This is a genomic window from Enterococcus sp. E4-223 (assembly GCF_035727065.1).
Taxonomy (GTDB): domain Bacteria; phylum Bacillota; class Bacilli; order Lactobacillales; family Enterococcaceae; genus Enterococcus_B; species Enterococcus_B faecium.
Map to the genome: position 1 here is coordinate 111,683 of NZ_JAPMLH010000002.1, position 13,210 is coordinate 124,892.

17 protein-coding genes, 2 tRNA genes and 1 pseudogene are annotated in these 13,210 nt (G+C 38.7%); 19 read left to right on the forward strand and 1 reads right to left on the reverse strand.

Annotation, left to right across the window (positions count from 1 at the left end; all coding sequences use genetic code 11):
• The first annotated feature begins 8 nt into the window (after positions 1-8).
• The 14 genes from OS139_RS03275 (at position 9) to OS139_RS03340 (ending at position 8,811) form a co-directional block, all read left to right on the forward strand.
• On the forward strand, positions 9-911 hold the full coding sequence (locus tag OS139_RS03275; protein WP_002292792.1) for a F0F1 ATP synthase subunit gamma: 903 nt from the start codon (positions 9-11) through the stop codon (positions 909-911).
• 22 nt (positions 912-933) lie between these two features.
• Positions 934-2,340 (forward strand): F0F1 ATP synthase subunit beta, encoded by a 1,407-nt coding sequence (gene atpD / locus OS139_RS03280; RefSeq protein WP_002289006.1) that lies wholly within the window; start codon positions 934-936, stop codon positions 2,338-2,340.
• 13 nt (positions 2,341-2,353) lie between these two features.
• On the forward strand, positions 2,354-2,776 hold the full coding sequence (locus OS139_RS03285) for a F0F1 ATP synthase subunit epsilon (RefSeq protein ID WP_002306202.1): 423 nt from the start codon (positions 2,354-2,356) through the stop codon (positions 2,774-2,776).
• Positions 2,777-3,244: 468 nt separating this feature from the next.
• On the forward strand, positions 3,245-3,475 hold the full coding sequence (locus tag OS139_RS03290; protein ID WP_002331563.1) for a DUF1146 family protein: 231 nt from the start codon (positions 3,245-3,247) through the stop codon (positions 3,473-3,475).
• Positions 3,476-3,571: 96 nt separating this feature from the next.
• Entirely contained in the window at positions 3,572-4,873 is a 1,302-nt protein-coding gene (gene murA / locus OS139_RS03295) for a UDP-N-acetylglucosamine 1-carboxyvinyltransferase (protein ID WP_325066798.1), read from the forward strand.
• A 12-nt stretch (positions 4,874-4,885) separates the two neighbouring features.
• Positions 4,886-5,062, forward strand: a complete 177-nt coding sequence (locus OS139_RS03300; protein ID WP_002292789.1) for a DNA-directed RNA polymerase subunit beta — start codon at positions 4,886-4,888, stop codon at positions 5,060-5,062.
• Positions 5,063-5,196: 134 nt separating this feature from the next.
• A complete protein-coding gene (gene yidD, locus OS139_RS03305) occupies positions 5,197-5,493 on the forward strand; it encodes a membrane protein insertion efficiency factor YidD (protein WP_002331562.1) in 297 nt (98 codons plus the stop codon).
• 63 nt (positions 5,494-5,556) lie between these two features.
• A complete protein-coding gene (locus tag OS139_RS03310; protein WP_325066799.1) occupies positions 5,557-6,027 on the forward strand; it encodes a GNAT family N-acetyltransferase in 471 nt (156 codons plus the stop codon).
• Between the two features lie 81 nt (positions 6,028-6,108).
• On the forward strand, positions 6,109-6,993 hold the full coding sequence (locus tag OS139_RS03315; RefSeq protein WP_002299423.1) for an ROK family protein: 885 nt from the start codon (positions 6,109-6,111) through the stop codon (positions 6,991-6,993).
• 113 nt (positions 6,994-7,106) lie between these two features.
• A complete protein-coding gene (locus tag OS139_RS03320; RefSeq protein ID WP_002316425.1) occupies positions 7,107-7,343 on the forward strand; it encodes a DUF2969 domain-containing protein in 237 nt (78 codons plus the stop codon).
• A gap of 87 nt (positions 7,344-7,430) precedes the next feature.
• Positions 7,431-7,511, forward strand: a tRNA-Tyr gene (locus tag OS139_RS03325).
• A gap of 6 nt (positions 7,512-7,517) precedes the next feature.
• Positions 7,518-7,589 (forward strand) — tRNA-Gln (locus tag OS139_RS03330).
• Between the two features lie 124 nt (positions 7,590-7,713).
• Positions 7,714-7,884, forward strand: coding sequence for a hypothetical protein (locus OS139_RS03335; protein WP_002294990.1), 171 nt, complete (start codon positions 7,714-7,716; stop codon positions 7,882-7,884).
• Between the two features lie 219 nt (positions 7,885-8,103).
• A complete protein-coding gene (locus tag OS139_RS03340; RefSeq protein ID WP_002292782.1) occupies positions 8,104-8,811 on the forward strand; it encodes a GntR family transcriptional regulator in 708 nt (235 codons plus the stop codon).
• Positions 8,812-8,869: 58 nt separating this feature from the next.
• Here OS139_RS03340 and OS139_RS03345 read toward each other — a convergent pair whose 3' ends face one another.
• Entirely contained in the window at positions 8,870-9,514 is a 645-nt protein-coding gene (locus OS139_RS03345; protein ID WP_002296584.1) for a YigZ family protein, read from the reverse strand.
• Positions 9,515-9,640: 126 nt separating this feature from the next.
• Between OS139_RS03345 and OS139_RS03350 the strand changes: the two genes are divergently transcribed.
• The 5 genes and pseudogenes from OS139_RS03350 (at position 9,641) to hpf (ending at position 13,146) form a co-directional block, all read left to right on the forward strand.
• Positions 9,641-9,928 (forward strand): DUF7662 domain-containing protein, encoded by a 288-nt coding sequence (locus OS139_RS03350; protein WP_002294988.1) that lies wholly within the window; start codon positions 9,641-9,643, stop codon positions 9,926-9,928.
• Between the two features lie 107 nt (positions 9,929-10,035).
• A complete protein-coding gene (locus OS139_RS03355; RefSeq protein WP_002331561.1) occupies positions 10,036-10,356 on the forward strand; it encodes a PTS sugar transporter subunit IIB in 321 nt (106 codons plus the stop codon).
• Between the two features lie 80 nt (positions 10,357-10,436).
• A complete protein-coding gene (locus OS139_RS03360; protein WP_002306206.1) occupies positions 10,437-11,750 on the forward strand; it encodes a DEAD/DEAH box helicase family protein in 1,314 nt (437 codons plus the stop codon).
• A pseudogene (locus OS139_RS03365) lies at positions 11,747-12,467 on the forward strand (ComF family protein). Before OS139_RS03360 ends, OS139_RS03365 begins: the two are co-directional and overlap by 4 nt.
• A gap of 127 nt (positions 12,468-12,594) precedes the next feature.
• Positions 12,595-13,146, forward strand: coding sequence for a ribosome hibernation-promoting factor, HPF/YfiA family (gene hpf, locus OS139_RS03370; protein ID WP_002294985.1), 552 nt, complete (start codon positions 12,595-12,597; stop codon positions 13,144-13,146).
• The last annotated feature ends 64 nt before the right edge of the window (positions 13,147-13,210 follow it).

The following is a 13,210-nucleotide window of genomic DNA, read 5'->3' on the forward strand; positions in this document are numbered from 1 at the left end:
TGAGATGAATGGGTGCTTCATTAAATGAAATCAAGACACGTATCGCTTCAACGAAAAAAACGAGCCAAATCACGCGGGCAATGCAGATGGTGTCTGCTTCTAAGTTGACAAAATCTGAAGCTTCTTCACAGAAGTTTCAGGTTTATGCAACAAAAGTAAGAGAAATCGTTACGCATTTGACTGCTACTCAGTTAAATGATATTGCCTCAGAAAATCCTAGAGGGGATATCAATTACAACAGCATGCTGCTCAGCCGTCCTGTTAAGAAAACTGGTTATATCGTCATCACTGCAGATGGCGGTTTAGTCGGTGGATATAACAGCTCGATATTGAAACAAACGATGTCTATTTTAGAAGAAGACCACCAATCACCCGATGATTACGTGATGATCGCAATTGGCGGAACTGGTGCAGACTTCTTTAAAGCACGCGGTATCAATCTAGCATATGAGCTGCGCAATCTATCTGATCAGCCAAGCTTTGATGAAGTCCGCAAAATCGTAAATATGGCAACAACTATGTACCAAAACGAAGTATTCGATGAATTATACGTATGTTATAACCATCATATCAATTCGCTAACTAGTCAGTTTCGTGTAGAAAAAATGCTGCCAATCTCAGACTTAGATCCAGAAGAAGCAACTACTTTCGAACAAGAATATATTTTTGAACCTTCAAAAGAAGAAATCTTGTCTCAGTTATTGCCTCAGTATGCTGAAAGTTTGATCTACGGTGCGATCGTTGACGCCAAAACAGCAGAACATGCTGCTGGTATGACAGCAATGAAAACAGCAACTGATAATGCTGCTAATATCATTGATGAGCTGACGGTTTCTTACAACCGTGCAAGACAAGGGGCTATTACCCAAGAAATTACCGAAATTGTTGCCGGAGCTTCGGCACTAGAATAGTATTGAGATTGGAGGAAAAAAGATGAGTTCAGGCAAGATTGTTCAAGTAATCGGTCCCGTTGTCGACGTGGAATTTTCTTTAGACCAATCCTTACCAGATATCAACAACGCATTAGTTGTTTATAAAAATGACGAAAATAAATCAAAAGTTGTTCTTGAAGCAGCGTTAGAATTAGGGGACGGAGTGATCCGGACCATTGCGATGGAATCAACAGATGGTTTACAAAGAGGAATGGAAGTCATTGATACAGGCAAAGCAATCTCTGTTCCTGTAGGTAAAGAAACATTAGGTCGCGTATTCAACGTACTAGGAGATACGATCGATTTAGAAACACCTTTCCCAGAAGATGCGGAAAGAAGCGAAATTCATAAAAAAGCACCAGCCTTTGACGAATTAAGTACAAGTACAGAAATTTTGGAAACAGGGATCAAAGTTATCGATTTGCTTGCCCCATATTTAAAAGGTGGGAAAGTCGGACTATTCGGTGGTGCCGGTGTTGGTAAAACCGTACTGATCCAAGAACTGATCCATAATATCGCCCAAGAACATGGTGGTATTTCTGTATTTACCGGTGTAGGTGAACGTACTCGTGAAGGTAATGACTTGTATTACGAAATGAAAGATTCAGGAGTTATCGAAAAAACAGCCATGGTGTTCGGACAAATGAACGAACCACCAGGTGCACGTATGCGTGTTGCTTTGACTGGTTTGACGATTGCGGAATATTTCCGTGATGTAGAAGGTCAAGATGTACTGTTGTTTATCGACAACATTTTCCGTTTCACTCAAGCTGGATCTGAAGTATCAGCCTTGTTAGGACGGATGCCTTCTGCGGTTGGTTATCAACCAACATTGGCAACAGAAATGGGTCAATTGCAAGAACGTATCACATCTACGAAAAAAGGTTCGATCACATCGATCCAAGCAATCTATGTGCCAGCCGATGACTACACTGACCCGGCGCCGGCAACAGCATTCGCCCATTTGGATGCGACAACCAACTTGGAACGTAAATTAACAGAACAAGGGATTTATCCAGCGGTAGATCCATTGGCTTCTTCTTCAAGTGCTTTAGCACCTGAAATCGTGGGAGAAGAACATTATAAAGTAGCAACAGAAGTCCAACACGTATTGCAACGATATCGTGAATTACAAGATATCATTGCTATCTTAGGTATGGATGAATTATCCGATCAAGAAAAAGTGTTAGTTTCTCGTGCCCGCAGAGTCCAATTCTTCTTGTCACAAAACTTTAACGTGGCTGAACAATTTACTGGTCTTCCAGGTTCATATGTCCCTGTAGAAGAAACAGTGAAAGGATTCCGCGAAATCTTGGAAGGCAAATACGATGATCTTCCTGAAGAAGCTTTCCGAAGTGTTGGCCGAATCGAAGACGTCGTAGAAAAAGCGAAAACACTAGGCTACTAGAAAGGGGTGCCCCATGAATCAATATTTAACAGTAAATGTGGTAACTCCTGCCGGTTTGGTCTATGATCACCATGCAGCTATCGTCGTTGCACGTACGACAGCTGGTGAGCTTGGGATTTTGCCTAAACATGCACCAATCATCGTTCCATTGACGATTGATGAAGTTCGTGTAAAACGAACAGATTCAGATACCCACGTCGATTGGATCGCTGTTAATGGCGGAATCATGGAAGTTCGTGATAATGTTGTTTCAATCGTTGCTGATAGTGCGGAACGTGAACGTGATATCGATGTATCTCGTGCGGAACGTGCAAAACAACGTGCAGAACGCCAAATCGAAGAAGCAAAAGCAAAACAAGATACGAACGAATTGAAACGGGCAACTGTTGCGTTGCACCGAGCAATCAATCGTATCAAAGTATCTAAGCACTCATAAAATGAGATGCGGATGTTTATCCGTGTTTAAGAACAGTAAAAAGAGGTTATGACAGAAGTGGTCAGCTTCAAGACATAAGAAGGAATTTACGAAAATTGCTTCTCAAATTTTTGTGAAATCTCAGCTTATTTTTCGAAGAAGCTACTTCTGGAACACCGTATATCAGAGATTGTGAAATCAGCGTTTTGTCCTGAGTATTAGAGAAACAAATGGAAAATAGTTCCTCATATTTTGCCGTTTTTTGAGCTAATACCGAGGGTCAGATGATTGAACACCGTTTATTTGGAATAAGGGACTGCGACAAGACTTTTGTCTCAGTCCCTTTTTTTGCATATTTTTAGCATTTATTTCCTAAAAAATGTAAGGGGATTCCTATATTTTTAAGTATACTTGTTTTTCCTTTTATACATTTTATGGTATTATCATTTTATTAGTTATTATAAAACAATCGTTAGAAAGGACGTCATTATGCAAGTATACGGAATTGATGCGGTGCTTCGAATCGTGAGTCATTTGGCGTTTATCTACTTAGCCTTCTGGTCTTTACGTTCGTTACGCATTGAAACTTTTTTCAGATCAATGCATAATACGCAAATTAGAATGGCAATCGTACTTTTTTCAATTTTTTTAGGGTACACTGCAAGTAATTTTTTCTTAGAAGTTATCGCTTTATGCCGAAATCTTTTCGTTAGCCTGTAAATTTTAAAAAAAGGTACTATTTTAAAAGCAAGGATGTTATAATAGAAAAGATTTTGAGTAAGTGTATGCTCATTGGAATTTTTTGGAGGGAACAACATGGAAGAGATCATCGTAAGAGGTGGCAATCAATTAAATGGAACAGTAAGAATTGAAGGAGCTAAAAATGCTGTTTTGCCTATTTTAGCTGCTAGTTTGTTAGCAGAAGAAGGTATTACGACATTAGACAACGTTCCGATTCTTTCTGATGTCTTCACTATGAATCAAGTGATTCGTCACTTAAACGTAGATGTAGATTTTGATGAACAAAAGAATCAAGTAACAATCGACGCTTCAAGACAATTAGAAATCGAAGCGCCTTATGAGTATGTTAGTCAAATGCGTGCTTCAATCGTTGTGATGGGTCCGCTACTTGCCAGAAATGGACATGCAAAAGTAGCTATGCCTGGTGGATGTGCGATTGGTAAACGACCAATCGATTTGCATTTAAAAGGATTTCAAGCTTTAGGAGCAAAAATTATTCAAAAAAACGGCTATATCGAAGCAATTGCGGATGAATTGATCGGTAACACGATTTATTTAGATTTCCCTAGTGTAGGTGCTACTCAAAATATCATGATGGCTGCTGTAAAAGCAAAAGGAACAACCATCATTGAAAACGTAGCTCGCGAACCAGAAATCGTTGATTTAGCAAACATTTTGAATAAAATGGGCGCTCAAGTCTATGGAGCTGGTACTGAAACAATGCGTATTGAAGGCGTAGATCATTTACATGCAGTCAACCACTCAATCGTACAAGATCGTATCGAAGCAGGTACCTTTATGGTTGCTGCTGCAATGACACAAGGTAATGTGCTGATTGCAGATGCTATCTCTGAACATAACCGCCCATTGATTTCTAAATTGATCGAAATGGGTGCAGAAATCATTGAAGAAGAAGGCGGAGTCCGTGTCATCGGACCAAAACATATCTTACCTACAGATGTAAAAACGATGCCTCATCCTGGTTTCCCTACAGATATGCAAGCTCAAATGACAGCTATCCAATTAGTTGCAGAAGGTACAAGTGTAGTGACTGAAACAGTGTTTGAAAATCGTTTCCAACATTTAGAAGAGATGCGCCGTATGAACGCTCATGTCAGAATCGACGGAAATGTAGCAATCATGGATGGAAACCATGAATTGCAAGGTGCAGAAGTATATGCAACAGACTTGCGGGCAGCAGCAGCATTAGTTTTAGCTGGCTTGAAAGCAAATGGAATCACACGTGTGCGTAACTTGAATTATCTAGACCGTGGATATTATAATTTCCATATCAAACTACAGCAATTAGGTGCAGACGTTGAACGTGTAGACATGGATCAAACTTCTGCTGAAAAAACAGCACAAACGATTGCTTAAGGAAGTGGCTGAATGAGTAACCAACGATATATCTTATTAACTTTGATAAAGATTTTAGTGGTGATCTTATTGCTTATCCTTCTTTTTGTGGCCGGAACGATGATCGGATATGGTGTCATCGGTGGCGGCAATCCATTTAAAGTATTTCAGCCAAGTTTGTGGATTCATATTCGAGACTTTTTTCATTGATAAATAAGAATCACAGTGGTTCTAGTCGATATGAAGTGAGCCATGAAGCAGAACATGATAAAAGAAAACAGAAGGGAACGTTGACGTTAGTCGCGATCCCTTTTTTTAGTAAAAGAAAAGAAGGAATCTAATTGATGAAGAAGATATTGATTTATTTAGTTAGAGGATATCAGCGCTTTATTTCGCCTGCATTTCCACCTAGCTGCCGTTATTACCCAACCTGTTCCAATTATATGATAAAAGCAATTCAAACCCATGGTGCGCTAAAAGGGACGGTAATGGGGACTGCACGGATCTTACGCTGTCATCCTTTTGTCAAAGGCGGTATCGATTATGTACCATTGACATTCCAATTAACGCGAAATAAGAAAGATAAAAAAGAACCAGATTATAAAAAGGTTGTGAAAAATACGGGTAGCACTGAGCGATAAAGAAAAAGAGGAAAATTATTGTCAAAGTAACAACTCCGCAACTACTTATATGGGGGACAAAAAATGATCGAAGAACTAAACAAGAAAGATTTACCATGGTCCTTGTTATTAGATGCAGATCCTGATAAAGAAAAAGTTCAAGTATATGTTTCCAGAGGGAGTGGCTGGATATGGAAAGAAAAAGAAAAAACAATAGGTGTACTGATCTATGTGGCAAGGGAAAAAGAATACGAAATCGTCAATGTAGCAGTAGCCCCAACGTATCAAGGAAAGGGGATTGGCGGAAAATTACTTGAGACAGCTTTTCAGAAGCTTTCACAACTCGCTTCCAGTCAAACTCAGATCATCATACGAACCGGCAGTACTAGCAGTGCGGCGTTACATCTCTATCAAAAAATGGGCTATGTGGAGATTGGTCGAGTCAAAGACTATTTTATCCATCATTACTCTGAGCCCATTTTTGAAAATGGAGATCAATTAAGGGATCAAGTGATTTTAGCAATTCACTTACCTAAAAATAGCTTTAACTATTAAAATTTCAATTCAAGAAAATGCTTTCAAATGCTAAATAGATACATTACAATAGCTTTAGCAAACAAAAAGGAGAATATTTTTATGGGAATATTAGTTTTTGATTTTGGTGGATCGGCTGTCAAATATGGTTGTTGGGATGGCAAAGAGATTAAAGGTAAGGGACAATTTGCAACGCCTGAATCTTGGGAAGAAATGAAAGCGCAATTATTTCAAGTTTATAAAAAAATACTCGTTTCTTTTGAAGTCGAAGGAATTGGAATCAGCTCTCCTGGAGTAGTGAATAATGAGAAACAGGTGATTGAGGGAATCAGTGCGATTCCTTATATTCATGGATTTAATATTTTCCGAGATTTGGAAACTCTGTTTCAACTTCCAGTAACGATTGAAAATGACGCCAACTGTGCCGGAATGGCTGAATTTTATGAAGGTGCTGCCCGCGATTATCAAGATGTTGCTTTTGTTGTAGCAGGAACTGGGATTGGCGGGGCATTGTTCACGAAAGGACAAATCAATAAAGGGGCACATCTTTACGGTGGAGAATTTGGGTTGATGTTCTTAGATGGCGATAAGACATTCAGTAAAATTGGTACAGCGGTACAGATGGCTTGGCGTTATTGTGAACGAAAAGGTCTCGATAAAAATGCTTATACCGGAAAAGATGTCTTTGAATTAGCAGAAACTGGAGATGCAATAGCAAAAGAAGAAGTTGAGAGTTTTTATACGTATCTTACAAAGGGATTATTCAGTATTCAATTTTCGTTTGATCCAGAAGTGATCGTATTAGGCGGCGGGGTTTCTGCAAAAGAAGGGCTCATTGATGAGATCAAAAGCCGAATGAAGAAGCTGACAGAACAATTCGATCTGCATGATTTCGAACCGCAGATTTTATTATGTGAGTACAGAAACGATGCTAATCTTGTAGGTGCAGCAGCAAACTATCTCGCTGTACGTCAAGGAGAGAATTAAGAGCTTTAGAGAAGGTGCAGCTTGCATAAAAGAAGTGAATGAAATGAATAGGAGATTTTTACCTAAGGAATGTTTTATTTGCTGCAGTATGATAAAATGTCTGAGAGGTGAAAATGATGTCAAAAAAAAATAAAGATATTGAAGTGCGTATAGAAGAAGTGAAAAAAGATATCAAAGGTAAGAATTATGAAGTCACTCAGTTATTTATAGGGAAAAAAATGATTGGTGAGATCTTAGCCTATGGGCCAAAAGAATATGAAATTTTCTTTGGTGAAGAAGATTTTGGAAAAGAAAAAAGTCTTGAAAATGCGATAGAAACAGTGATTCGACACTGGAATCTGCACGAATAAAAAAATATCAAAAAAACTTTCAATAAAGGGTTGCAAAAATCTGGAAAATTAGGTATTATAACTAAGTCAGGTTGATACAAACCTTTCGGAGGAGTAGCGAAGTGGCTAAACGCGACGGACTGTAAATCCGTTCCTTAGGGTTCAGTGGTTCGAATCCACTCTCCTCCATTTCATTGGGGTATAGCCAAGCGGTAAGGCAAGGGACTTTGACTCCCTCATGCGTTGGTTCGAATCCAGCTACCCCAGTATACCACAATCGTAAGCTCTCGTTAGTTCGAGAGCTCTTTTTTTTGCTTTGCTACCTTGTTCCTTGAAGATTCTGCTGATTTAAGATAGAGTTAAGTTAACTACAAGAATTGGAGGGATCCACATGAAATGGAAAGAAAAAGTAGACGAAGCAGCTGAAAAGTTATATGATTTGGTCAAATCAGAAAAATACAATATTGAAGTGAATATTCCGAAAAAAGGCGGAAAAGCGGTCCAGGTAAAATCAAAACGCCCAACGAATCATACAAAAAAATGGATGGCTAAAAACCGCTAATAATAACAAAAGATCCATAAGTCGGCATTTTCATCGATTTTAGGGTCTTTTGTTATTTTCTAGGTTGAACATATCTAAAAAATTGTTTCTGACAATAGGAGTAGGGAGAACGATGTGTGTCTAAATCCTCTGTTGATGGATAGAAACCTTTATCTTTTTCAGTTGTGAATCAGGTATATACCAGTTATAATAGAAGAAACGAAAGGACGGGTGTACGTTATGTCGAATCAATTACCTGTATATATACAGATTCATGACCAATTAAAAAATGAAATCGAACAAGGTATATGGAAAGTCGGAGACCGTCTTCCTTCAGAAAGAGAATTAGCAGTGAAATTCAATGTCAGCCGTATGACGTTGAGACAAGCAATTCAAAACTTGGCAGATGAAGGGATCTTAGAAAGAAAGATCGGTTCGGGTACATATGTTGCGCGAGAAAAAGTACAAGAAAAAATGTCTGGTGCAACAAGTTTTACAGAAATTATGGAATCGCAAAATCGAGTACCGTCTAGTCGGACAATCTCTTATTTCTTGACTTCGCCAAGCTCAAGTGAAATGGAAAAACTAAACTTGAGTAAAGATGACACGATCTTGCGAATGGAACGTATTCGTTTCGCAGATGATGTCCCTATTTGTTTTGAAGTTGCCAGTGTGCCACAAAAGCTGATCGATGGCTACAGCAAAGCAGAGATTACTGAATCGTTGTATCGCACGCTAGAAGAAAAAGGCGGGAAAAAGATCGGTCCAGCGAATCAAACGATTACTGCTGTGTTGGCTTCTGAGAAAATTGCTGACTATTTAGAGGTAAAACGAGGAGATGCAGTTCTTCGTTTGCGCCAGATTTCTTATTTTGAAGACGGTACGCCGTTTGAGTATGTGCGTACGCAATACGTAGGAAATCGTTTTGAGTTTTATTTGGAAAAATAAAAAACAGGTGATCCCTGATTCCTTATTAGAAATAAAAGAGAATCAGAATCACCTGTTTTTATATATGATCAGTTACCAGTTGCTCGTGATAAGAAACAGGACCCTCTTCAAATTGGACTTGTCCGTTCAGCAGCTCAATGATGGATTCTTTAAAGTGGTCAGCACTTTTTTCATCTACAGCACAGATGACGCTAACTTGATCAGTATATTGGATTTCTTTTATAAAAAAATGTTGGAGTTCAAGATAATTCTGTAATTTTCCTAGTTGCGGATACGTGATCATCACAGAGATCTCCTGTTGCAAGGTACCTTCTACGATTCCAATGTCAGACAATGCTTGAGAGACCGCATGAGTGTATGCTCGTATTAATCCGCCTGTGCCGAGTTTCGTTCCTCCAAAATATCGAGTGACTACTGCAGCTACATTGATCAGTTGATTTTTTTTGAGGACTTCCAACATCGGTACGCCCGCCGTTCCACTTGGTTCTCCATCATCGCTGCTTCGCTGGATTTCATTTTTTTCTCCAATGATGAAGGCGCTGCAGTTATGGTTCGCTTTCCAATGTTCTTTTTTTATTTCTTGAATGAAACTTTTTGCTTGGTCCTCTGATTCTATTCGTCTAAGAGAACAGATAAAGCGTGATTTTTTGATCTCAATCTCACTTTGTCCATTTTCTTTTATTGTACGATAGCGCTCGATCATCTTGTCACCTCTTTTTTTCATTTTCTTTATTCAGTATAAATAAAGTTCTAGGTTGTTTCAACACTGTAACGGTTGCGCAATTGCTGTAGTATGCGATAATAAAGACAAAGGCAGGTGGATCTGGGGATGCAGGAACGAATGAAAAAGTACGATGCAATTACGCATTATTTGAAGAACAATGGCGGCTCTCAAGTAACGTTGACCTTTACCCAATTTGACGAACTGCTGTTTCCCAGTAACGGACTTCCCAAAACAGCAAGGGAAAGTACAGATTGGTGGGCAAATGATTATAAACACCCTGAAAAAGGTGCCTATGGCTGGATAAATGCAGGCTATGAAGTAGTTGTCATCAATTTGGACAAAGAATATGTCGTGTTCAATAAATTAGTGAAATCTAGTTGGCTATTTGATTAAATAAACCGCGTTTAGAAAACGTTGACAAATTTCTTTCTTTTTATATAATAGAGTAACAGACGCGAAGAAAACGTTTGCGTAGTTTGTTTTAAAAAGGAGAGAAAAGTATGGCTAAAAAAACAATCATGCTTGTATGTTCGGCTGGTATGAGCACAAGTTTACTAGTAACAAAAATGCAAAAAGCTGCTGAAACAAAAGGAATCGACTCTGATATTTTCGCTGTGTCCGCTTCTGACGCAGATAACAATCTTGCAAATAAAGACGTGGATGTGTTGTTATTAGGCCCACAAGTTCGCTTTATGAAAGCTGATTTTGAGAAACGTCTGGAACCAAAAGGCATTCCTTTAGATGTCATCAATATGGCTGATTATGGTATGATGAATGGCGAAAAAGTGTTAGATCAAGCAATCACGCTCATAGGTGAATAAATAGAACAGTATAACTATCGAACAAGCGATCCAAAAAATAGATCGCTTGTTTTTTCGTATATTTTTTTAGGGCGAATAATATGAATCATTTTTGGGGTAGAAGGCTTCTGACGAGAGATATTAAAGCAATAGACTGTGAGGAGGTAAATTTACCAAATTATGAGAAGATCGCAGCAGTGGAACGTTTGGGCAACTGGATTCTTTGTCATCGCTGTGGAATGAGGACGTCCGTCATTGATGGACAGCTTGCAGATTACGGTTATTTTTGTACACATTGTCTATATTTAGGGCGATGCGACACTCAACAAGATTTATATTTGTTTGATCAGCCTGAAGCAAAACCTCGAGAAGTCGTCTTTTTTTGGACAGGACAGCTTACTGAAAAACAAACGGAAATCTCAAAGAGAATACTTTGCCATTCAGAAAAAAGACATCATCTTATTTGGGCTGTAACAGGTGCAGGGAAAACAGAGATGCTTTATCCTATTTTAGTGGAAACTTTAAAAGCTGGAGGAAGAGTAGCGATTTGTACACCGCGAGTCGATGTTTGTAATGAATTGTTTTTACGCTATCGTTATGTTTTTCCAGAAGAAAAAATCACGTTGCTCCATGGGAATACAGCAACGGCTTATACCTTTACTTCTTTTGTTATCTGTACGATTCATCAGCTATACCGTTTTTATCGGTCCTTTGATTTAATAGTGATCGATGAGATCGATGCGTTTCCTTATAACGGGGATGCAGGATTAGCTCATGCTGTGCAAACAGCGATTAAACCAGACGGACGATTCATCTACTTAAGTGCCACACCTGATAAAAAGTTACTAAAGGAAATCAAGCAGACGTTTGACATCCACAAACTTGCTTTACGCTTTCATCGGCGTTTGCTTCCTGAACCCGTCTTGGTTTTCATGAATAATTGGCGACAAAAATGCAAGAACAAGAAGAAGATAAAATCTTTGGTGCGGATCATTCATCAATTAATTAAAGAAAACCATATCCTTTTATTTTGTCCAAGTATCACGATGATGCATCGTTTGAAAGCCACACTTCAAGAGGCTCTTCCGAGATATGAGATCACAGATGTTTCTTCAAGAGACAATCAGCGGGCGGAAAAAGTCCAGAAAATGCGAGAAGCAAAATATGACATACTGTTAACCACGATGATCCTTGAACGTGGAGTCACATTTGAAAGAATATCCGTTATCGTTTTAGGAGCGGATCATCCGGTTTTTACTAAATCTTCTTTGGTACAAATCGCAGGAAGAGCCGATCGTAAAGGGCCTTATACGAACAGTCAAGTATACTTTTTCTATGAAGAAAAAACTACAGCTATTCGAAAAGCTTGTCAGGAAATCAAAGAAATGAATGAAGAAGGGAAGAAGATGCTGTGAGGTGCAGTTGCTGCAGTAAAGATATCGTCCAAAATTTAACATTCAGCGAGATTATTGGTGTTTCGAAATACAGATTACCTCAGACTTGTTCAGTTTGTCGCGCACAATTTCATTTATTGGAAACAAGAGGCTGTTCTGGCTGTCAAAAACCAATCCATTTCAATCTAGAGAGTACGAAAAAGAAAGTAAAGTCTATTCCCGTTTACTGCAGTGACTGTCAAGAATGGAAGAAGAAATATCCGACCTATGATTTTCAGCACCGTGCCTTTTTTGTGTACGATGAAAATATGAAGGCCTGGCTCAATCAATACAAGTTTATGGGAGATATCCGACTAGCAGGCACCTTTGCATATAAATGGACGCAGATAAAAAAAAGAATACCCGACATACATCTATTGTCCAATACCTTTATCTGAAAAAAGGCGAACAGAAAGAGGATTCAATCAAGTAAGCGAGATGTTGAAAGCAGCAAGAATTCCTTTTCAGATGCTACTCAAAAGAGAGAAGCATCTGCTGGCTCAAGCAAAAAACACGCGAAAGGAAAGATTGGAGATGCCTCAACCTTTTGAACTTGCAGTCACCTTTTCTAAGATACAAAATAAAAAAATATTGATTATTGATGATGTCTATACAACAGGACAGACTCTTTTCCACGCAGCAGATTGTTTGCAGGTCGCACAGCCGAAAATCATCCGAACCATTTCTTTGGCGAGATGAATTAGATGTGGAAATTTGATAGCGATTTAATTTGCAAATAACCTAGAGTTCGATATAATAGAATTAAGAAGAGGGAAAGAGTGGTCCTTCTCCTTCTTGATTGTGGTAGACGAAAGGGGTAATTTTTATGTTTAGATATAATGTACGCGGCGAAAATATCGAAGTAACTGAAGCGATTCGCGACTACGTTGAGAAAAAAGTAGGCAAACTAGAACGCTATTTCAGTGACGCACCCGATGCAACGGCGCATGTGAACTTAAAAGTTTATACAGAAAAAACAGCAAAAGTGGAAGTAACGATCCCATTACCTTATCTTGTATTACGTGCCGAAGAAACTTCTCCAGATTTATACGCAAGTATCGATTTGGTTGTTGACAAATTGGAACGCCAAATCCGCAAATTCAAAACAAAAATTAATCGTAAATCCCGTGAAACGGGCATGAATACTGCAGATGCTGCTGCTTTATTCAATGAAGAGGACGAAAACGAAAATGATTCTGAATTAGATATCGTACGTACGAAACGCCTTTCATTGAAACCAATGGATAGTGAAGAAGCAGTCTTACAAATGAACATGCTGGGACATAACTTCTTTATTTTTGAAGATGCAGAAACAAATGGTACAAGTATCGTTTACCGCCGTAAAGATGGAAAATACGGACTGATTGAAACAGACTGATCAGCCTTACTTAAATAACAACGAAAACTTGCAGCAGCTACTGACAGCTGCCGCAAGTTTTTTT

Bases quoted from the DNA above. Each gene is read 5' to 3' on its own strand.
- OS139_RS03275 (WP_002292792.1), top strand. From the start codon at position 9: ATGGGTGCTTCATTAAATGAAATCAAGACACGTATCGCTTCAACGAAA.
- atpD (WP_002289006.1), top strand. From the start codon at position 934: ATGAGTTCAGGCAAGATTGTTCAAGTAATCGGTCCCGTTGTCGACGTG.
- OS139_RS03285 (WP_002306202.1), top strand. From the start codon at position 2,354: ATGAATCAATATTTAACAGTAAATGTGGTAACTCCTGCCGGTTTGGTC.
- OS139_RS03290 (WP_002331563.1), top strand. From the start codon at position 3,245: ATGCAAGTATACGGAATTGATGCGGTGCTTCGAATCGTGAGTCATTTG.
- murA (WP_325066798.1), top strand. From the start codon at position 3,572: ATGGAAGAGATCATCGTAAGAGGTGGCAATCAATTAAATGGAACAGTA.
- OS139_RS03300 (WP_002292789.1), top strand. From the start codon at position 4,886: ATGAGTAACCAACGATATATCTTATTAACTTTGATAAAGATTTTAGTG.
- yidD (WP_002331562.1), top strand. From the start codon at position 5,197: ATGAAGAAGATATTGATTTATTTAGTTAGAGGATATCAGCGCTTTATT.
- OS139_RS03310 (WP_325066799.1), top strand. From the start codon at position 5,557: ATGATCGAAGAACTAAACAAGAAAGATTTACCATGGTCCTTGTTATTA.
- OS139_RS03315 (WP_002299423.1), top strand. From the start codon at position 6,109: ATGGGAATATTAGTTTTTGATTTTGGTGGATCGGCTGTCAAATATGGT.
- OS139_RS03320 (WP_002316425.1), top strand. From the start codon at position 7,107: ATGATGTCAAAAAAAAATAAAGATATTGAAGTGCGTATAGAAGAAGTG.
- OS139_RS03335 (WP_002294990.1), top strand. From the start codon at position 7,714: ATGAAATGGAAAGAAAAAGTAGACGAAGCAGCTGAAAAGTTATATGAT.
- OS139_RS03340 (WP_002292782.1), top strand. From the start codon at position 8,104: ATGTCGAATCAATTACCTGTATATATACAGATTCATGACCAATTAAAA.
- OS139_RS03345 (WP_002296584.1), bottom strand. From the start codon at position 9,514: ATGATCGAGCGCTATCGTACAATAAAAGAAAATGGACAAAGTGAGATT.
- OS139_RS03350 (WP_002294988.1), top strand. From the start codon at position 9,641: ATGCAGGAACGAATGAAAAAGTACGATGCAATTACGCATTATTTGAAG.
- OS139_RS03355 (WP_002331561.1), top strand. From the start codon at position 10,036: ATGGCTAAAAAAACAATCATGCTTGTATGTTCGGCTGGTATGAGCACA.
- OS139_RS03360 (WP_002306206.1), top strand. From the start codon at position 10,437: ATGAATCATTTTTGGGGTAGAAGGCTTCTGACGAGAGATATTAAAGCA.
- hpf (WP_002294985.1), top strand. From the start codon at position 12,595: ATGTTTAGATATAATGTACGCGGCGAAAATATCGAAGTAACTGAAGCG.